Origin of the sequence: Staphylococcus sp. GDY8P85P (assembly GCF_017892405.1) — a bacterium.
Lineage (GTDB): Bacteria > Bacillota > Bacilli > Staphylococcales > Staphylococcaceae > Staphylococcus > Staphylococcus borealis.
Genome location: NZ_JAESLA010000025.1, coordinates 17405 through 36289, shown reverse-complemented (window position 1 = coordinate 36289; position 18885 = coordinate 17405). Strand labels below are relative to the sequence as shown.

Genomic DNA, 18885 nt, shown 5'->3' with positions numbered 1-18885 from the left:
TATAAGAGAATTAAATTTGAATAAATGTTAACATAATATAAAAATAAGTTAACATTAAAGGTCGAAAGAGGTCATATGATGCTAGAAATTTTAAAGCGACTTGAATATTATGCTTAAGTACAACCGCAGTCTATTGCGCTTCAAATTGATGATGAAAGATTAAGTTATGAGGCGTTATACGAAAATATATGCTACTATACCGTGACGTTGCCAATGTTTCAAAGTGGATGTAGGGTAGGCTTGCTGAGTGACTCACCTATAACGAATATGACAAATTATTTTATTATTTTAATGATGGGCGGTGTGCCATGCTTTATAGATGCCAAGTGGACACAAGCAACAATTGATGAACTCATAGAGACGTATCACATTGAATATATCGCCACAGCTATCGCCAACTTTGAACCGACTGTATCGTATGGGACATATAATCAATATATGAATGAACAAGCGAAGGTAGAACATATACTACATATTGGCTTTACCTCAGGGACTACAGGACTACCTAAGGCATATTACCGAAATGAACTTTCATGGGTTGCATCATATAAAGAAAATGAAGCTTTATTACTTAACCAAGAAAAAATTTTAGTTGCGCCTGGTCCACTCGCGCATTCATTATCATTGTACACTTGCATCTACGCGCTTTATTCGGGAAGAACATTTATTGGACAAAGACAATTCAACACACATCGCTTGATACCAATATTAAGGCAACAATATTCCAATATAGCGTTATTTCTTGTGCCAACAATGTTACATCAATTATTAACTACCGAATCGAAATTAACATGTATTACATCTATATTGTGTAGTGGTTCGAAATTATCAGAACCATTGTTTAAAGCAGTGACACAACAGTATGAACACGCCAACATCATTGAGTTCTTTGGAACATCGGAAGCAAGCTTTATTACATATAATTTTAATCAAACAGCGCCAACGCATTCGGTCGGACAAGTGTTTCCGAATGTTTCAATTCAACTTGAAGAACAAGATGAACGGCATATTGGATTGTTAAAGGTTCAAAGTAATATGACTTATTCAGGCTATGTTAATGCTGGGGTGGTGCAACCTCAAAATTGGATAGAGACAGGCGATTACGCCTATGTAAAAGATAAGTATCTTTATTTAGTGAGTCGTCAAAGCGATCGCCTTATTATTGGAGGTAAAAATATATACCCCAGTGTGATAGAGCAACAAGTGAAATTATTAGATGGAATTGAAGAAGCGGTTGTCATTGGTGAACCACATCGTCAGTTTGGTGAAATTGCTGTATTAATCTATCTCGGAGATCGAGCACTCACATATGCAACGTTGAAACATTATTTACAACAAACGTTATCAAGGTATGAAATACCATCTAAGATTGTGAAAGTCAGTAAACTGCCTTTTACGAATAGCGGCAAGGTAGCACGGCGTAAAGTACAAGCACTTTATTTAAAGGGGGCATTTAAATCGTGAGAGAAGCAGTTATAGTGTGGGCTAAGCGGACACCATTTGGTAAATATGGAGGCATGTTGAAACATTTAGAACCTGAAGCCTTATTGGTGCCACTTTTTCAAAATATAAAGGCAAGTTTTCCTGAAATTATAGATCAAGTGGATGATGTAGTATTAGGCAATGTGGTAGGCAATGGTGGCAATATTGCTAGAAAGGCAGTACTAGAGTCTGGCTTAAAGTATACTATTCCTGGTGTTACAGTGGATCGACAGTGTGGTTCGGGACTTGAAAGCATCATCTATGCGTGTCGAATGGTGCAATGTGGAGCTGGACGCGTGTATATCGCAGGGGGTGTAGAAAGTACAAGTCGTGCGCCTTGGAAGATGAAACGCCCTCAGTCAGTATATGAATCACAGTTGCCACAATTTTATGAGCGCGCATCATTTGCACCTGAAGGACAAGATCCAGGCATGATTGAAGCAGCTGAGAACGTGGCGCAACATTATAATATCTCTCGGCAGCATCAAGATGCATTTGCAGCACGGAGTCATCGATTGGCAACAACACATTTTGATAATGGTGATATACAATGTGAAATTCTACCTTTAAAGGTTAAGGGGAAGTGGTTGTGTAAAGATGAAAGTTTGAAACCAGCGTTAACTGAATCACGTTTGCAACGATTAAGACCGCTTATATCGAATGGTACAGTAACAGTTGGAAATAGCTGCATGAAGAATGATGGTGCTGGGCTAGCTTTAATTATGGATAAGGAAATGGCTATAGCATTAGGCTTGAAATACGGCATGGTGTTTAAAGATGCTGTTACAACAGGTGTGGATCCAACGTTACTAGGAATTGGACCAGTACCTGCAGTTTCACAATTATTAAAGAAACAGCAATTAAATATTGAAGATATCCAAGCGATTGAACTTAACGAAGCCTTTAGTTCACAAGTACTTGCATCCATAAATGAGCTGCATGCATGTATAGAGGAGGTAAATCAATGGGGTGGTGCGATTGCTACAGGACACCCATATGGTGCAAGTGGCGCGGCATTAGTTGCTAGACTATTAAACTTGCCTAAGTGGCAGTTAGGAATTACTACGATGGGCATAGGAGGAGGTATGGGTAATGCAATTCTCTTTGAAAAGTGGAACCAGTGAAATGATAACAATTGAATTTCATGAGCATGATGTGCATAGTTATTGTGATGTAATCGGTATGGCGTATGATGGCATCGTTCCACCATTAATGTGTGCTAAACTATGGCCTAAATTTAAAATGTTCCAAGTTTTCAAGGGGAAGCCGATACGACTAGTCCGTACTAATGTTGAGAAATTTGAAAATTTAGAAAGTGACATGCAATATTGTGCATATTTAACGTATAAAAGTTGCGATAAAATAAAACAATTTAACCGTTTTATCTTTAAATTAGAAATTAATAAAAATAATAAAACTTGTATGATTATCGAACAAATATTTATTTCTGGGGAGGGAATATATGGTTTTTAATAAAGAGTTGGTAGATCAATATTTAAAAATTGTTGATGATGAAAATCCAATTCATAGCGATATTGTACCAGGACAGTTCATCGTTGAAAAGGTATTTTCAATGTTAGATCAACACTGGGATAAATATAAAATTAAATATCTTGAAAGCATTGGTATCAATGAGTTTGTGGGATTTGAAGTTGTTGGAAAGAATAAAATTATTGTTTCGAATAAATCAGGTGGGGTAAAACTAGTTATAATTAGAAATTGATAAAAATATTATTTTCTAATTATAACTTTTTTTGCTTTTATTAAAATTTTGAAAGCGTGTACATAAGAATATTGTTAAATTCTGCAATATGAATAATATTGTATTTTTGAAATTAATATAATTTTTAGTAATTTGACAACATTCATTAGGTCTGTATAATTATGTAACATAAACAAAAGGAGTGTTACAGGTCATGGATTTTAAAAAAGATAGAATTAACATGGTCGATGGGCAAACAGCGAAGAAAACAGTGTTTGCTACAGGTATTGGTAACGCCATGGAATGGTTCGACTTTGGTGTCTATGCGTACACTACAGCGTATATCGGTGCGAATTTCTTTTCACCGGTACAGAACCCACAAATTCAACAGATATTTACGTTTGCCGCATTAGCAATTGCGTTCCTATTACGACCAATAGGCGGGATCGTATTTGGTATTATTGGTGACAAATATGGACGTAAAGTTGTATTAACTACGACAATTATTTTAATGGCTTTATCAACATTAACGATTGGTATTTTACCAAACTACGATGCGATAGGCTTATGGGCACCAGCGCTCTTGCTACTTGCTAGAGTGTTACAAGGTTTCTCTACTGGTGGGGAATATGCAGGTGCGATGACTTATATTGCTGAAATTTCACCAGATAAGAAACGTAATAGTTTAGGTAGTGGTCTTGAAATTGGTACACTATCGGGTTATATTGCTGCTTCTATTATGATTGCATTATTAAGCTTCTTCTTAAGTGATGCACAAATGGAAGCTTGGGGTTGGAGAATTCCATTTATCCTAGGATTATTCCTTGGTTTATTTGGACTTTATTTACGTCGTAAGTTAGAAGAATCTCCAATTTATGAAAATGATGTACAGGCACCAGAACGTGACGATATAGGATTCTTTACAATTATTCGTTATTACTTTAAAGATATCTTAGTATGTTTCGTAGCAGTTGTCTTCTTCAATGTAACTAACTATACAGTGACTGCCTACTTACCGACATACTTAGGACAAATTGTTAAGATTGACCAAACAACAACAAGTGTATTAATTACTTGTGTTATGGCAATTATGATTCCATTAGCTTTATTCTTCGGTAAATTAGCAGATAAAATCGGTGAGAAGAAGGTATTCTTAATTGGTACTGGTGGTCTGACACTATTAAGTATCGTTGCGTTTAGTTTATTAAATACGCAATCATTACCATTCATTATTCTTGGTGTGTTTATTTTAGGTTTCTTCTTATCAACATATGAAGCAACAATGCCTGGTTCATTACCAACAATGTTCTATACACATATTAGATATCGAACATTAGCGGTAACGTTTAATGTTTCCGTTTCATTATTCGGAGGTACGACACCTTTAGTGAACTCATGGTTAGTTGAATCAACTGGTAATATTTACGCACCAGCGTATTATTTAACAGCAATTAGTATTATCGGCTTTATTGTGATTGCAGTACTACATGTAAGTACTGCCGGTAAATCACTTAAAGGATCTTATCCTAATGTTGATAATAAAAAAGATTTACAATTTTATGAATCAAATCCTAAAAAAGCATTATGGTGGATTAAGACTAAGAAAAATAAAAACGCATAGTAATTATCAATTAAACGCATTGATGCACGTTCGCATCAATGCGTTTTTTAATTCATTTAACTTTAAATAGAAGTACTATAAATAATTAGCTACGTAAAAATATAGCGTCAATGTTAGCAAAGCTTAAAGTTACGCTCTAAGCATACGAGGGGGGACAATCCTCGTCTAACATCGACGCTATTTAAATAAGGTGAGTTTAGGAATGATTAATGACTTTTAAAGTTACTCAATAGTATTAGGGGGCATAAGAACTTTTAAGTCAATTTTGGGAATAATTCATCTGTTTGAATTCTCAATTTGGAAAACACTTTTACTGTGCTTCTTGATGTCTTAATGACTTAATAACCTAGTTTCATGTTATCAAGGTCATTTTCTAGTAGAGAGAGCAATTTATAGATTTCATTCTTGTTAAACGTTTCATCAAATTTTACCGTAATTGTCTTGAAGGTTTTCGTAATGATTTCGTACATTGGGATACCATTCTCTATATTTTGCTTGTAGATAATCATGATGTGTAATTCCTCCTTTGTCTCTCTACACTTAATATAGTAAAGCAATTTTAAAATAAAAACATGAGCCCAAGGTACCAACTTTGGATACAACGTATAGCCTATCACTTTCTACGACTTAATACCTAGAATTTATAATAAGCCTAAATTAATGTGAATGACTTTAATAAAAATACCTCCTCAATAAATGATCTTAAAAAAGACTTTATTGAGGAGGTTAGTTTGAGTTAATAAAAATTAAGTGTTTACTATTATACTTCTGTTACCTCTACATCGATATGTTCAACGCGGTTATATGCGCCGTGATCTACAGGACCTACGAAGTCGTTCATTTTCCAGCCGTATTTAATTGCTGAAGCAACAAATGCTTTCGCACTAATCACAGCTTCTTTAGGTGATTTGCCATTTGCTAGGTATGCTGTTGTAGCAGCTGCAAACGTACAACCAGCACCGTGGTTATAGCTTTGTTGGAACATGTCTGTAGTTAATTGATAGAACGTATTGCCGTCATAGTATAAGTCGTAAGATTTATCTTGATCTAACGCTTTACCACCTTTAATAATAACGTGTTGTGCACCTTGATTGAAGATGATTTCTGCTGCTTTTTTCATGTCTTCAATAGAAGTTAATTTACCTAAACCAGAAAGTTGACCAGCTTCAAATAAGTTAGGTGTGACAACAGTTGCTTTAGGTAATAAATGTTCAATCATTGCGTCAGTATTTCCTGGGTTAAGTACTTCATCTTCCCCTTTACATACCATAACAGGGTCGACTACGAAATATTGTGCACCTGATTGTTCAAATGCTTCACCAGCACGTTTAATGATTTCTTGTGTACCTAACATGCCTGTTTTAACTGCATCTGGACCAATTGAAATCGCTGTTTCTAATTGTTTTTCGAATAAATCCATTGGAAGAGGTGTCACATCATGTGACCAAGTTTCTTTATCCATCGTTACAACAGCAGTTAAAGCGACCATACCGTATGTGTCTAATTCTTGAAATGTTTTAAGGTCAGCTTGCATACCAGCGCCCGCACTTGTATCTGAACCTGCAATTGTTAATACTTTTTTTAAAGCCATGTACATTCACTCCCGACAATTTCTAATCTATGTCTAATCATAGCATGTTTATCGGACAACGTGCTAGCTTGAAGTAATGGATGAAATCAATAACTTATAAGGTGCGCATTATGTTAAAATATGGCTTGAGGTGAAAGCGATGGAATGGTCAGAAATATTTCACGATATTACGGAACGACACGATTTTACAGAGATGCATGATTTTTTAGAAAAAGAATATACGACGCAAATTGTCTACCCAGATCGAGAAAATATTTATCAAGCCTTTGATTTAACACCATTTGAAAATGTAAAAGTAGTGATATTAGGTCAAGACCCTTATCATGGTCCAAATCAAGCGCATGGTTTAGCGTTCTCGGTACAACCCAATGCCAAGTTCCCACCATCATTAAGAAATATGTACCAAGAATTAGAAGATGATATCGGATGTCACAGAACATCACCCCATTTACAAGATTGGGCACGTGAAGGCGTCTTATTACTAAATACCGTTTTAACGGTACGACAAGGCGAAGCGCATTCTCATAAAGATATTGGATGGGAAACATTTACAGATGAAGTCATTCAAGCGATTTCGAAACAACGTGAGGATGTTGTGTTCATATTATGGGGGAAACCTGCACAACAGAAGATTAAATTAATTGATACATCCAAACATTATATTATTAAATCACCACATCCAAGTCCTTTATCGGCGTATCGCGGATTTTTTGGTTCTAAACCATATTCAAAGGCGAATGATTATTTAATAAGTAAAGGTAAAACACCTATAAATTGGTGTGAGAATGGGGAGGTTTAAATGAATAAAGCACAAGTAATTCAGTTGATTGAACAAGAATTAGTGCAAGCTGATGAGGCGACGAATGCGCAACAATTTGAGAAACATATGTATGCAATCCATACACTAACGTCGATCTATGCCAATGGTGACAGTAAGTCGGCGTCTTCTAAGACACAAAGTCAAGATTTTACCAATACGGTGACGCCGTCATTTTCAAAGGTAAACCAAAGTTCTAATACATCAACGTCACAAAATAAATCTAAAGTGACAGCTGCAGAAATCGAAGCGATGGGTGGAACAGTTCCAAATACCATGAAATCGACACAGAATAATCACTTACCGTCTAATACGATGATCACGGACGATGAAATCGGTAATGGCGAATCCATATTTGATTTTTAAACTGAATAAGGAGAATGAAGAGATATGATGAAATTGTTTATAATACTAGGTGCGTTATGTACGATGATGTCAGTTGGTACTGGGGCGTTTGGTGCGCACGGACTTGAAGGTAAATTATCGGATAAATATATGTCAGTTTGGGAAAAAGCGGTAAATTATCAAATGTACCATGGATTAGGATTAATCATTATTGGGGTGATTAGTGGTACAACATCTATTAATGTGAATTGGGCAGGCTGGCTACTCTTCCTAGGTGTTGTGTTCTTTAGTGGTTCATTATATATTCTAGCTTTAACACAAATTCGCATTTTAGGAGCGATTACACCTATTGGTGGCGTATTATTTATTGCAGGTTGGCTTATGCTTATCATTTCTACATTTAAATTTGTAGGGTGATATTTAATATGATTTAAAGCCTTTATGTCATTGAATTTAAATAGTTAAACACTTATATTGTATCAATACTATAGATTAAATAACTCACCTTTGGGGTATATAGCATACTTGAGGTGAGTTTATTTTATGAGCAAAAATAATAAAAATCAGAATATAGATCGAGGCGATTTGAAACAGAACCTCTCTGAAAAATTTGTATGGGCGATTGCTTATGGTTCATGTATTGGTTGGGGTGCCTTTATTTTACCTGGAGATTGGATTAAGCAATCGGGACCAATTGCGGCATCTATCGGTATCGTTATTGGTGCGTTATTAATGATACTTATTGCAGTGAGTTATGGCGCTTTAGTAGAGCGATTTCCAGTTTCAGGGGGCGCCTTTGCATTTAGTTATTTAAGTTTCGGAAGATATGTTAGTTTCTTCTCATCATGGTTTCTAACATTCGGCTATGTATGTGTGGTTGCACTTAATGCGACTGCGTTTAGTTTATTAGTGAAATTTCTACTCCCAGATTTGCTTAATACTGGGCGATTATACACGATTGCAGGCTGGGATGTTTACATAACTGAAATCATTATTGCAACAGTATTATTACTTGTGTTTATGTTTGTAGCCATTCGTGGCGCAAGTGTATCTGGTTCATTACAATATTACTTTTGTGTAGCTATGGTCATCGTTGTCTTACTGATGTTCTTTGGCTCATTCTTTGGTAATAATTTTGATTTTAATAATTTACAACCATTAGCCAATCCAAGTACAGGCTGGTTTACATCTATTATTATGATTGTGGCAGTAGCACCATGGGCTTATGTTGGGTTTGACAACATTCCCCAAACTGCGGAGGAATTTAACTTTTCACCGAATAAGACGTTTAAATTAATTGTTTATAGTTTGCTTGCAGCGTCATTAACTTATGTCGTTATGATTTTATATACAGGTTGGTTAAGTACGAATAGTGCAAGTTTAAATGGTAATTTATGGGTGACAGGTGCAGCAACACAAACTGCCTTTGGTTACATTGGCTTAGGTGTATTAGCTATAGCGATTATTATGGGTATTTTTACAGGTTTAAATGGCTTCTTGATGAGTGCCAGTCGATTACTCTTCTCGATGGGGCGTTCTGGAATTATGCCAACTGCGTTTAGTAAATTACATTCTAAGTATAAAACACCTTATATTGCGATTATCTTTTTAGTAGCTGTAACTTTAATTGCGCCTTGGTTAGGTCGTACGGCATTAACATGGATTGTTGATATGTCGTCAACAGGCGTATCGATTGCTTATTTTATTACATGTTTATCTGCTGCTAAGTTATTTAGCTTTAATAAAGAAAGCAATACGTATGGGCCTGTCTATAAGACTTTTGCCATTTTAGGTTCGATTGTATCGTTTATCTTCCTTTTATTATTATTAGTGCCTGGTTCACCGGCGTCATTGTCAATGCCGTCTTATATTGCGTTAGGCGGATGGCTAGTGATAGGATTGCTTTTCTTTGTGATTCGCTATCCGAAATTAAAGAACATAGATAGTGATGAATTAAGTCGATTAATTTTAAATCGTTCTGAAAAAGAAGTTGAGGATATGGTAGACGATACCTATAAATCATAGAGTGAAAAAAGTTCAATTTTAAAAGCGCGGGCTCAATGAGCCACGCGCTTTTCTAATATCATATATATAATCAAGGACGTTAAATTCTTTTTCGTGTTCTTGCAAATCCAGATAATATAATTTTAGAAATTTGATCTGCAAATAATAAGCCAAGTGCAATGGCACCTGCAATCAGTGTGACTTCAAGCATTGTATTAATCGCTTTACTAAAGTCTAATAGCACCAAATTCTTAGTTGCATCAAATGCAAGGCCACCTGGGACAAGTGGAATGATGCCAGGTACCATGAAGATAATTGCCGGCTCTCTCTTTGTACGAGCCATATAATGACTAATTAAACCTAGTGCTAAACTACCAAAGAAACTTGAATAAATGGTATGTACATTTAACCCTTGAAAGAAGAGAATGTAAACCATCCAACCACAGGCACCTACAAACCCACATGAAAGATAGAGCTTTCTAGGCGCATCGAAGATCACACAGAAAAATAGTGAAGCGGTATAACTAAAAATTAAGTTTAATATCCAAAACATTCATTCCCACTCCTAAACTAAGATTAATACTGAGCCAACGCCAGCGCCAATACCAAAAGCGGTGACAAGAGCTTCTAAGGATTTCGTTGTAAACATAAGCATATGGCCACCAAATAAGTCTTGTATGGCATTGGTTATAAGCACCCCGGGAACGATTGGCATAACAGAGGCGATAATAATGGTTGCGAGGTCTCCGGTAGGTAATAAGTGATGTCCCAGTACCGATATAATACCGATAACAAGCGATCCTAGAAATTCTGGAATGAATTGCGCATGTAAGCGTCTATCTAAAATTTCAACGACAAGATAGCCTAAACCACCTGCTAACAGTGCTGTGATAACATCGATCAGTTTACCATCTTGTAAGTACAAGAAACTAATCGCGATAATAGCCGCAGCAATCCCTTTAAATAATAAGCTACTATCTCGTTTAGCAACATATATATTTTCAAGCTTTAGTTTAGCTTCTTCAAGTGTAATAGCACCTTTAGTTATTAAACGTGAAATTTCGTTTGTTTGTGAAATTTTAATGAGATTGGTATCACGTGAGTTAATTCTAAAAATTCGAGGGTAAGATTCGTTGTGTAATGTAAATTGAATGACAGTATTAGTGACAAAGCTATTACTTTCAGAATAGCCAAGTTTACGCGCAATACGAGTCATCGTATCTTCAACACGTGTTCCTTCTGCACCCGATTCTAATAATATACGTCCAGCCATCATGACGACGTCTTTGATTAATTTTTCATCTGCATTTTCATGTATTTGTGTATTATCCATTTCATCACCATTCGTTAAGATGTATTCATAATTATAGTCAATCAATCTGAGATATTAAAGCTATTTAAACTTAAGTTATCATATTAAATCGACTAATTCATTTAAAGTCATACGTTTATAGTAAGTTGTTATAAACATGCGTGAAGGCATTATTGAGTGTATGTCGTTAGAGGATTTACTAAAAAGTAAGTTGGCATTCAATGACTACAACGCATACGCCATTCTGCACAATGAAGACAGTATACCATTAAAGTAGTCGAGATAAATCAAAGCGTGTATATTAATCAAAATAGTATAAAATTGCAATATATTTAAAATGAAAATTATATAGAAACTCATTCTATAATGTTTCAAAATATTACAATTTGGTTAAATAATAATTAGTTAGCAATTTATGAGTCATTTTGGGTAGCGACAATATGACTATGGTTGTTAATGTTCAGAGTAGTAATTAAGTTCTCCCAAAACGCATACTACACTATAATAGCCTGAGACATCGCATGTGTCTCAGGTTGTTTTTATTGTGGACTTGTGCACGACTTTACTAGACTATATTTTTCCCTAAATGGTCGTCGATTAAACTCTGATTAGATGAATCATAGTGAATATTGCAGTTCGATATCATAGTGTTAATGGGAGTATTTAAAACGGATTTCTATCTTTAATAAATAAGAAGTTCCCTTCGAAAGCTTATTGCAGCAAGCTTAGAAGGGAACAAGTTATACATAAACAAGTGATAAAATGACTTAACAATAGATTAGATAGCGAAGAAGTGTTCGAAAGCATCTGTTGTTAAGATATGACCAATGTAGAACCCACCAAATTCACCATATCTAGCGGTTGTTTCGTCAAAACGCATTTCATATACAATCTTCTTGAATTGTAGTACATCGTCTGAGAATAGCGTTACACCCCATTCAAAGTCATCGAAACCAACTGATCCAGTGATAAATTGTTTGATTTTACCTGCATATTGTCGGCCAATCATACCATGGTTATACATTAATTTCTTACGTTCTTCCATTGGTAACATATACCAGTTGTATGTTTCATTACGACGTTTATCCATCGGGTAAAAACAAATATATTCTGTTCTAGGTAATTCAGGATATAATCTTGCTCTAATATGTGGATTTTGATATGGATCTTCATCCGATTTACCTGCTAGATAATTACCTAATTCAATAACTGATACGTATGAGTAAGTTTGAATTAAGAAATCAGCAATACGAAGTTTATTGAATTCATTCTCAATCTCATTTAATTCTTTCATTTCCGGACGTAAATACCATAATAATATGTCGGCTTTTTGACCAGTAATATTATATAGTGCATAGTCACCGGCTTGTTGTTCTCTGGCGCTAGCTTTATCGTTAATGAATGTCTTGAATTCATTAATCATTGCTTCACGTTCGTCCTCAGGCACTAGTCTGAATGTTGCCCAATCAACAGCATAGAATAAATGAAGACTGTACCAACCATCTAAAGTTTCAGCTGCTTCACTCATGTGTATCGCTCCTTCGAAAATTGATTATTATTGTTTAATACAGACTAAATTTTATCATAAAGAGAATTAGTAAACATACTTAAATGATTACAAATTAGTGAAATGGAAATATCAATACAAATACAGTATAATTAGGTTGCAAAATATTATTATGAAATTATTTAGGAGGGCATTATGTCTAGTTTATTAGATGTATTACAAGAGAAACTTTCAGGAAAAAATGTCAAAATCGTATTACCTGAGGGTGAAGATGAGCGTGTGTTAACAGCTGCTACACAATTACAAGCAACTGACTATGTAACACCTGTCGTTTTAGGTGACTATGACAAAATTAATTTATTAGCTAAAGACAAAGGATTAGATGTTTCAGATATCGAAATCATCAATCCATCTACAAGTGAACTAAAACCAGAATTAGTTAAATCATTCGTTGAACGCCGTAAAGGTAAAGCGACTGAAGAACAAGCTGAAGAATTATTAAATAATGTTAACTATTTCGGTACAATGTTAGTTTATGCTGGTCATGCTGACGGATTAGTAAGTGGAGCTGCGCATTCAACTGGAGATACTGTTCGCCCTGCATTACAAATCATTAAAACAAAACCAGGCGTATCTAAAACTTCTGGTATCTTCTTTATGATTAAAGATGACCAACAATATGTATTTGGTGACTGTGCAATCAATCCAACATTAGAATCATCTGATTTAGCAGAAATCGCTGTTGAAAGTGCGAAATCAGCTGAAAGCTTCGGCATGGACCCACGCGTTGCGATGTTAAGTTTCTCAACTAAAGGTTCAGCTAAATCTGACGATGTTGATAAAGTTGCAAATGCAGTTAAATTAGCTCAAGAAAAAGTAGAATCTGAAGGCTTAACAGATGTTGTCATTGATGGTGAATTCCAATTTGATGCTGCCATTGTACCTTCAGTAGCAGAGAAAAAAGCACCAGGTGCTAAAATCCAAGGTAATGCAAATGTCTTTGTATTCCCAAGCTTAGAAGCTGGTAACATTGGATACAAAATTGCGCAACGTTTAGGTGGATTTGACGCAGTTGGTCCTGTATTACAAGGTTTAAACTCACCTGTTAACGACTTATCACGCGGTTGCTCAACTGAAGACGTTTATAAATTATCAATCATTACAGCTGCTCAAACATTACAATAATGGATTTAGCAAGCAAGTACTTTAATGATATTGATTGGCGCTATGTAGATCATTCATCTGGTTTAGCGCCAATGCAATCATTTGCTTTTGACGATACGTTTTCAGAAAGTGTAGGTAAAGATTTATCATGCAACGTGGTTAGAACGTGGATCCACCAACATACAGTTATTCTTGGTATCCATGATTCTCGTTTGCCATTTCTTAAAGATGGTATTCGATATTTAACGGATGACATTGGTTATAATGCCATTGTGAGAAACTCAGGTGGCCTTGGCGTCGTGTTAGATCAGGGTGTGTTAAATATTTCTCTTATTTTCAAAGGTCAAACTGAAACGACCATTGATGAAGCATTTACAGTGATGTACTTATTGATTTGTAAAATGTTCGAAAATGAAAATGTAGAGATTGATACACGTGAAATTGAGCATTCATACTGCCCAGGTAAATTCGACTTAAGCATAGACGGTAAAAAGTTTGCCGGCATTTCACAACGACGTGTTCGAGGTGGTATTGCAGTTCAAATATACCTCTGCGTTGAAGGTTCAGGTTCAGAACGTGCAGAAATGATGCGTGTCTTTTATGAACATGCGCTAAAAGGTGAAGTAACTAAATTTAAATATCCAGATATTCAACCTGAATGTATGGCATCACTTGAAACACTCCTTGGACGAGACATTAAAGTGCAAGATGTAATGTTTCAACTATTGCATGCGATTAAAGATTTAGGTGGTAATCTGAATATGGATCCCATCACAGAAGATGAATGGTCACGTTATGAAGGTTATTTCGACAGAATGATAGATCGCAATGAGAAGATGAATCGTTCAATAGAAGGAAATTAAGCGTGAAACAACTTTTAAAATAAAAAATTTGATACAGTTAAAGGAGACTTTCTATTACTTTTATATAGTTTAGAAAGTCTCCTTTTCATTTGAATAAATGTAAAGTTTAGTGGAATTATATATCAAATTTATTATAAATTGCTATATTCCTATTACTTTTTATAGTAATATAGTTTAGGTGGATTAATATAAAAACAATGTATATTGCGTGTCATCATCATGCGCAGAGAGTGGGTTCAAACCGCGGAATGGATCGATCAATCGTAAACCATTGACATAGCAGTATGTTAGAGATTTTAAATTTTAGGGTATAATTATTTTTAAGTTTTAAAGTAAATAATTTGAGTCTATTTTTAATCAGTTTGCAACAAACGCAAAAATGAATTTAGACGAAGACAAATGTCATTAAAGATAAATTGACGTATATATACATCGATAAAAATCGATAAATCAAACACCAAGTTACTTAAGCATACATAGAGTTGGCAGATTAAGGATATATGCATGATACGTATGTCCACTGATCTCGAAAATAATTTTTCAGAAAGAATATTAAAGGTGAGATATCATGGTACAACGTGGCTATGGGGAGTCTAACGGCAAAATAATATTAATCGGGGAGCATGCAGTCACATTCGGTGAACCTGCAATTGCGATTCCGTTCACTTCAGGAAAAGTAAAAGTCTTAATTGAAAGTTTAGAAAAAGGGAATTACTCAGCAATTCAAAGTGATGTCTATGATGGACCACTTTATGATGCGCCAGAACATTTGAAATCGTTAATAGGGCATTTCGTTGAAAACAAAAAGGTAGAAGAGCCGTTATTAATTAAAATTCAAGCTAATTTACCCCCATCTAGAGGGTTAGGTTCAAGTGCAGCAGTTGCTGTAGCTTTCATAAGAGCAAGCTATGATTATTTAGGTTTACCATTAACGGATAAAGAATTATTAGAAAATGCAGACTGGGCAGAACGTATTGCACATGGTAAACCAAGCGGTATAGACACAAAGACGATTGTGACAAATCAACCTGTTTGGTATCAAAAAGGTGAAGTTGAAATATTAAAGACATTAGATTTAGATGGCTATATGGTTGTTATCGATACAGGTGTCAAAGGTTCAACTAAACAAGCAGTTGAAGATGTCCATCAATTATGTGATAACGACAAAAATTACATGCAAATTGTTGAACATATTGGATCTTTAGTGTATTCAGCAAGTGAAGCCATTGAGCATCATAGTTTTGATCAATTAGCAACAATCTTTAATCAATGTCAAGATGACTTAAGAACATTGACAGTAAGTCACGATAAAATTGAAATGTTTCTTCGTTTAGGAGAAGAAAATGGATCGGTCGCTGGCAAGTTAACAGGTGGCGGTCGAGGTGGTAGTATGCTTATCTTAGCTAAAGAATTGCAAACAGCTAAGCGTATTGTCGCTGCCGTTGAAAAAGCTGGCGCACAACATACATGGATTGAGAAGTTAGGAGGATAAACCATTGAAAAAGAGTGGTAAAGCACGCGCACATACGAATATTGCACTGATTAAATATTGGGGTAAAGCAGATGAAGCATTAATTATTCCAATGAATAATAGTTTGTCAGTTACACTAGACCGTTTCTACACTGAAACGCGTGTTACATTTGACGACACATTGACTGAAGATCAGTTAATCCTAAACGGGGAAACTGTAAACGCTAAAGAAAGCGCTAAGATTCAACGTTATATGGACATGGTTCGTAAAGAAGCAGGTATTTCAGAACATGCACTTATTGAAAGTGAGAATTTTGTTCCGACAGCTGCAGGATTAGCGTCTTCAGCGAGTGCGTATGCTGCATTAGCTGGTGCGTGTAATGAAGCTCTACAATTAGGTTTGTCTGATAAAGACCTTTCACGTTTAGCGCGTCGTGGTTCTGGTTCAGCATCGCGAAGTATTTATGGCGGATTTGCTGAATGGGAAAAAGGGCATGATGATGAAACGTCTTATGCACACCGTGTTGAATCCGACAGTTGGGAAAACGAATTGGCTATGATTTTTGTAGTCATTAATAATAAATCTAAAAAAGTATCTAGTCGCTCGGGCATGTCATTGACACGTGATACGTCTCGCTTTTATCAATATTGGTTAGATCATGTTGAACCAGATTTGAAAGAGACGAAAGCGGCAATTAGTCAAAAAGATTTCAAGCGTATGGGTGAAGTGATAGAAGCCAATGGTTTACGTATGCACGCTACAAATTTAGGTGCACAACCGCCATTTACATATTTAGTACAAGAAAGTTACGATGCAATGCGCATCGTTCAGGAATGTAGGGAAGCGGGTTTACCATGTTACTTTACAATGGACGCGGGACCAAATGTCAAAGTATTGATCGAGAAGAAAAATCAACAAGCCATCGTAGATAAATTTTTACAAGCATTTGATCAATCAAAAATCATCACAAGTGATATTACACAATCAGGAGTCGAAATAATTAAGTAAGGAAGAGATATAATGATTCAGGTGAAAGCACCAGGAAAGCTTTATGTAGCAGGCGAATATGCAGTGACTGAGCCGGGATATAAGTCTGTCTTAATTGCGGTCGATCGATTTGTGACTGCTACGATTGAAGCTTCAAATGAGGTAACAGGTACGATTCACTCAAAGATACTACATTATGAGCCTGTAACGTTTAATCGCAATGAAGATAAAATAGATATCTCTGATGCCAATGCTGCGAGTCAACTAAAATATGTTGTAACTGCGATTGAAGTTTTTGAACAATATGCAAGAAGTTGCAATATTGAATTAAAGCACTTTCATTTAGAAATTGACAGTAACTTAGATGATGCTTCAGGTAATAAGTATGGGCTTGGCTCGAGTGCAGCTGTCTTAGTATCTGTTGTTAAGGCTTTAAATGAGTTTTACGATATGCAATTGTCTAATTTGTACATTTATAAATTGGCGGTCATTTCTAACATGCGACTACAAAGTTTAAGCTCATGTGGTGATATAGCTGTCAGCGTGTATAGTGGATGGCTAGCTTATAGTACTTTTGACCATGATTGGGTTAAACAACAGATGGAAGAAACTTCAGTTAATGAAGTACTAGAAAAGAATTGGCCGGGACTTCATATTGAACCACTACAGGCACCAGAAAATATGGAAGTGTTAATCGGGTGGACAGGTTCACCTGCATCATCACCACATTTAGTTAGTGAAGTCAAACGCTTGAAATCAGACCCTTCTTTCTACGGAAGATTCCTTGATCAATCGCATGCGTGTGTTGAAAACTTAATTTATGCCTTTAAAACAAATAACATTAAAGGTGTTCAAAAGATGATACGACAAAATCGCATGATTATTCAACAAATGGATAATGAGGCGACGGTTGATATCGAAACTGAAAATTTAAAATTATTATGTGATATTGGAGAACGTTATGGCGCTGCTGCTAAGACATCAGGAGCTGGTGGTGGTGACTGCGGTATCGCAATTATCGATAATCGTATCGATAAAAATCGTATTTATGATGAATGGGCATCTCACGGTATTAAACCGTTGAAATTTAGAATTTATCACGGACAATAATCATATTCGCACGCAAACGAGTGGGACTAAATTCAAATGTTGAATCAATGTCTTGCTCTTTTTTAATGAAAGTACGTATGACTTTTAATGATTTGCTTGAATTTTTTAGTAAAAGGAGTAAAATAATTAGAGTTAAATTCATTGATGCGTATGTAAAACTTTTAAAAAAATTATATAGCAATGACAATATAGAAAGGTAGGTGGCAAGGTGAAAAATAAATTCTTGATTTGTGATGAATGTCAGGCGGTTAATATTAAAACGTTGAAGAGAAAACTAGAGAAGTTAGATCCAGAAGCGGAAATTGAAATTGGTTGCCAATCTTATTGTGGTCCTGGACGTCGAAAAACGTTTGCTTTTGTCAATAATCGTCCACTTGCTGCGCTTACTGAAGACGAACTATTAGAAAAAGTCACAGCCCAGCTTAAAAAACCAAGAGATCCGGAAGAAGAAGAGCGTCTAAGAAAACGTAATGAAGAACGTAAACGTCGTAAAGAAGAACAAGACCGCAAGCTAAAAGAAAAATTAGCTAAACGTAAAGCGAATAAATAATTAATGGTAGTATAAATTAAGCTATGAATGTATTCTAATCTGAATATTGTCGTAGCTTTTTTAATGTTAAAAAAAGAGCACTTAGAAGAACATCGTCATCTAAGTGCTTAATTAGGTTTAATCCTATGACATTACAACAACGTTAGTTGCTTGTTCGCCACGTTGACCTTCAGTAATATCGAAGTCAACTTTTTGACCTTCTTCTAAAGTTTTGTAACCTTCACCAGCGATACCGCTGAAGTGTACGAATACGTCGTTACCATCTTCTCTTTCGATGAAACCAAAACCTTTTTCTGCGTTAAACCATTTTACTGTACCGTTATTCATATAGAATACCTCCATGTGCTTTTGCACGAAT

21 protein-coding genes are annotated in these 18885 nt (G+C 35.5%); 15 read left to right on the top strand and 6 right to left on the bottom strand.

Annotation, left to right across the window (positions count from 1 at the left end):
• The first annotated feature begins 132 nt into the window (after window positions 1-132).
• The 5 genes from KA828_RS06425 (at window position 133) to KA828_RS06405 (ending at window position 4805) form a co-directional block, all read left to right on the top strand.
• On the top strand, window positions 133-1464 hold the full coding sequence (locus tag KA828_RS06425; RefSeq protein WP_348634774.1) for a long-chain fatty acid--CoA ligase: 1332 nt from the start codon (window positions 133-135) through the stop codon (window positions 1462-1464).
• Window positions 1461-2606 carry a thiolase family protein gene (locus KA828_RS06420; protein ID WP_210125780.1) on the top strand — a complete coding sequence of 382 codons (1146 nt, stop codon included), beginning with the start codon at window positions 1461-1463 and terminating at the stop codon, window positions 2604-2606. Before KA828_RS06425 ends, KA828_RS06420 begins: the two co-directional genes overlap by 4 nt.
• Window positions 2575-2955, top strand: a complete 381-nt coding sequence (locus tag KA828_RS06415) for a protein VraC (RefSeq protein ID WP_204193995.1) — start codon at window positions 2575-2577, stop codon at window positions 2953-2955. The genes KA828_RS06420 and KA828_RS06415 overlap by 32 nt, the downstream gene beginning before the upstream one ends.
• A complete protein-coding gene (locus KA828_RS06410; protein ID WP_204193996.1) occupies window positions 2945-3205 on the top strand; it encodes a hypothetical protein in 261 nt (86 codons plus the stop codon). The genes KA828_RS06415 and KA828_RS06410 overlap by 11 nt, the downstream gene beginning before the upstream one ends.
• Window positions 3206-3398: 193 nt before the next feature.
• Window positions 3399-4805, top strand: coding sequence for an MFS transporter (locus tag KA828_RS06405; RefSeq protein WP_070854321.1), 1407 nt, complete (start codon window positions 3399-3401; stop codon window positions 4803-4805).
• 338 nt (window positions 4806-5143) lie between these two features.
• Here the strand turns inward: KA828_RS06405 and vraX are convergent, their stop codons facing one another.
• Window positions 5144-5314, bottom strand: a complete 171-nt coding sequence (gene vraX / locus KA828_RS06400; RefSeq protein WP_011276668.1) for a C1q-binding complement inhibitor VraX — start codon at window positions 5312-5314, stop codon at window positions 5144-5146.
• A gap of 251 nt (window positions 5315-5565) precedes the next feature.
• The gene (gene thiD, locus KA828_RS06395; RefSeq protein ID WP_204193997.1) at window positions 5566-6396 is read right to left on the bottom strand and encodes a bifunctional hydroxymethylpyrimidine kinase/phosphomethylpyrimidine kinase; all 831 of its coding nucleotides are present in this window, start codon (window positions 6394-6396) and stop codon (window positions 5566-5568) included.
• A 139-nt stretch (window positions 6397-6535) separates the two neighbouring features.
• Between thiD and KA828_RS06390 the strand changes: the two genes are divergently transcribed.
• The 4 genes from KA828_RS06390 to KA828_RS06375 all read left to right on the top strand — a co-directional run bounded on the left by KA828_RS06390 (window position 6536) and on the right by KA828_RS06375 (window position 9583).
• Window positions 6536-7195 carry a uracil-DNA glycosylase gene (locus tag KA828_RS06390; RefSeq protein WP_053031374.1) on the top strand — a complete coding sequence of 220 codons (660 nt, stop codon included), beginning with the start codon at window positions 6536-6538 and terminating at the stop codon, window positions 7193-7195.
• Complete coding sequence (locus tag KA828_RS06385; protein WP_204193998.1) at window positions 7196-7579, top strand: DUF5327 family protein; 384 nt, start codon at window positions 7196-7198, stop codon at window positions 7577-7579.
• 27 nt (window positions 7580-7606) lie between these two features.
• The gene (locus KA828_RS06380; protein ID WP_161632370.1) at window positions 7607-7975 is read left to right on the top strand and encodes a DUF423 domain-containing protein; all 369 of its coding nucleotides are present in this window, start codon (window positions 7607-7609) and stop codon (window positions 7973-7975) included.
• Window positions 7976-8101: 126 nt separating this feature from the next.
• Window positions 8102-9583, top strand: coding sequence for an APC family permease (locus tag KA828_RS06375; RefSeq protein WP_204193999.1), 1482 nt, complete (start codon window positions 8102-8104; stop codon window positions 9581-9583).
• 79 nt (window positions 9584-9662) lie between these two features.
• Here the strand turns inward: KA828_RS06375 and KA828_RS06370 are convergent, their stop codons facing one another.
• The 3 genes from KA828_RS06370 to hemQ all read right to left on the bottom strand — a co-directional run bounded on the left by KA828_RS06370 (window position 9663) and on the right by hemQ (window position 12402).
• The gene (locus tag KA828_RS06370) at window positions 9663-10115 is read right to left on the bottom strand and encodes a threonine/serine exporter family protein (protein WP_053031382.1); all 453 of its coding nucleotides are present in this window, start codon (window positions 10113-10115) and stop codon (window positions 9663-9665) included.
• A gap of 12 nt (window positions 10116-10127) precedes the next feature.
• Window positions 10128-10895, bottom strand: a complete 768-nt coding sequence (locus KA828_RS06365) for a threonine/serine exporter family protein (RefSeq protein WP_053031384.1) — start codon at window positions 10893-10895, stop codon at window positions 10128-10130.
• Between the two features lie 757 nt (window positions 10896-11652).
• Window positions 11653-12402: a hydrogen peroxide-dependent heme synthase gene (gene hemQ / locus KA828_RS06360; RefSeq protein WP_204194001.1), complete on the bottom strand. Its 750-nt coding sequence runs from the start codon at window positions 12400-12402 to the stop codon at window positions 11653-11655.
• 174 nt (window positions 12403-12576) lie between these two features.
• Here hemQ and pta point away from each other — a divergent pair, with 174 nt between their 5' ends.
• From pta to KA828_RS06330, 6 genes are all read left to right on the top strand, one after another.
• The gene (gene pta, locus KA828_RS06355; protein WP_204194003.1) at window positions 12577-13566 is read left to right on the top strand and encodes a phosphate acetyltransferase; all 990 of its coding nucleotides are present in this window, start codon (window positions 12577-12579) and stop codon (window positions 13564-13566) included.
• Window positions 13566-14408, top strand: a complete 843-nt coding sequence (locus KA828_RS06350; protein ID WP_053031390.1) for a lipoate--protein ligase family protein — start codon at window positions 13566-13568, stop codon at window positions 14406-14408. The genes pta and KA828_RS06350 overlap by 1 nt, the downstream gene beginning before the upstream one ends.
• A 568-nt stretch (window positions 14409-14976) precedes the next feature.
• Window positions 14977-15900: a mevalonate kinase gene (mvk, locus tag KA828_RS06345; RefSeq protein ID WP_053031392.1), complete on the top strand. Its 924-nt coding sequence runs from the start codon at window positions 14977-14979 to the stop codon at window positions 15898-15900.
• Between the two features lie 4 nt (window positions 15901-15904).
• Complete coding sequence (mvaD, locus tag KA828_RS06340; protein WP_053031394.1) at window positions 15905-16888, top strand: diphosphomevalonate decarboxylase; 984 nt, start codon at window positions 15905-15907, stop codon at window positions 16886-16888.
• A gap of 12 nt (window positions 16889-16900) precedes the next feature.
• Window positions 16901-17977, top strand: coding sequence for a phosphomevalonate kinase (locus KA828_RS06335; protein ID WP_204194005.1), 1077 nt, complete (start codon window positions 16901-16903; stop codon window positions 17975-17977).
• Window positions 17978-18185: 208 nt separating this feature from the next.
• Entirely contained in the window at window positions 18186-18527 is a 342-nt protein-coding gene (locus KA828_RS06330) for a YuzB family protein (protein ID WP_070854315.1), read from the top strand.
• 123 nt (window positions 18528-18650) lie between these two features.
• On the opposite strand, the gene KA828_RS06325 is transcribed toward KA828_RS06330, so the two are convergent.
• On the bottom strand, window positions 18651-18854 hold the full coding sequence (locus KA828_RS06325) for a cold-shock protein (RefSeq protein ID WP_053031400.1): 204 nt from the start codon (window positions 18852-18854) through the stop codon (window positions 18651-18653).
• Between the last annotated feature and the right edge of the window lie 31 nt (window positions 18855-18885).

Bases quoted from the DNA above. Each gene is read 5' to 3' on its own strand.
- KA828_RS06415 (WP_204193995.1), top strand. From the start codon at position 2,575: ATGCAATTCTCTTTGAAAAGTGGAACCAGTGAAATGATAACAATTGAA.
- KA828_RS06410 (WP_204193996.1), top strand. From the start codon at position 2,945: ATGGTTTTTAATAAAGAGTTGGTAGATCAATATTTAAAAATTGTTGAT.
- KA828_RS06405 (WP_070854321.1), top strand. From the start codon at position 3,399: ATGGATTTTAAAAAAGATAGAATTAACATGGTCGATGGGCAAACAGCG.
- vraX (WP_011276668.1), bottom strand. From the start codon at position 5,314: ATGATTATCTACAAGCAAAATATAGAGAATGGTATCCCAATGTACGAA.
- thiD (WP_204193997.1), bottom strand. From the start codon at position 6,396: ATGGCTTTAAAAAAAGTATTAACAATTGCAGGTTCAGATACAAGTGCG.
- KA828_RS06390 (WP_053031374.1), top strand. From the start codon at position 6,536: ATGGAATGGTCAGAAATATTTCACGATATTACGGAACGACACGATTTT.
- KA828_RS06385 (WP_204193998.1), top strand. From the start codon at position 7,196: ATGAATAAAGCACAAGTAATTCAGTTGATTGAACAAGAATTAGTGCAA.
- KA828_RS06380 (WP_161632370.1), top strand. From the start codon at position 7,607: ATGAAATTGTTTATAATACTAGGTGCGTTATGTACGATGATGTCAGTT.
- KA828_RS06375 (WP_204193999.1), top strand. From the start codon at position 8,102: ATGAGCAAAAATAATAAAAATCAGAATATAGATCGAGGCGATTTGAAA.
- KA828_RS06370 (WP_053031382.1), bottom strand. From the start codon at position 10,115: ATGTTTTGGATATTAAACTTAATTTTTAGTTATACCGCTTCACTATTT.
- KA828_RS06365 (WP_053031384.1), bottom strand. From the start codon at position 10,895: ATGGATAATACACAAATACATGAAAATGCAGATGAAAAATTAATCAAA.
- hemQ (WP_204194001.1), bottom strand. From the start codon at position 12,402: ATGAGTGAAGCAGCTGAAACTTTAGATGGTTGGTACAGTCTTCATTTA.
- pta (WP_204194003.1), top strand. From the start codon at position 12,577: ATGTCTAGTTTATTAGATGTATTACAAGAGAAACTTTCAGGAAAAAAT.
- KA828_RS06350 (WP_053031390.1), top strand. From the start codon at position 13,566: ATGGATTTAGCAAGCAAGTACTTTAATGATATTGATTGGCGCTATGTA.
- mvk (WP_053031392.1), top strand. From the start codon at position 14,977: ATGGTACAACGTGGCTATGGGGAGTCTAACGGCAAAATAATATTAATC.
- KA828_RS06335 (WP_204194005.1), top strand. From the start codon at position 16,901: ATGATTCAGGTGAAAGCACCAGGAAAGCTTTATGTAGCAGGCGAATAT.
- KA828_RS06325 (WP_053031400.1), bottom strand. From the start codon at position 18,854: ATGAATAACGGTACAGTAAAATGGTTTAACGCAGAAAAAGGTTTTGGT.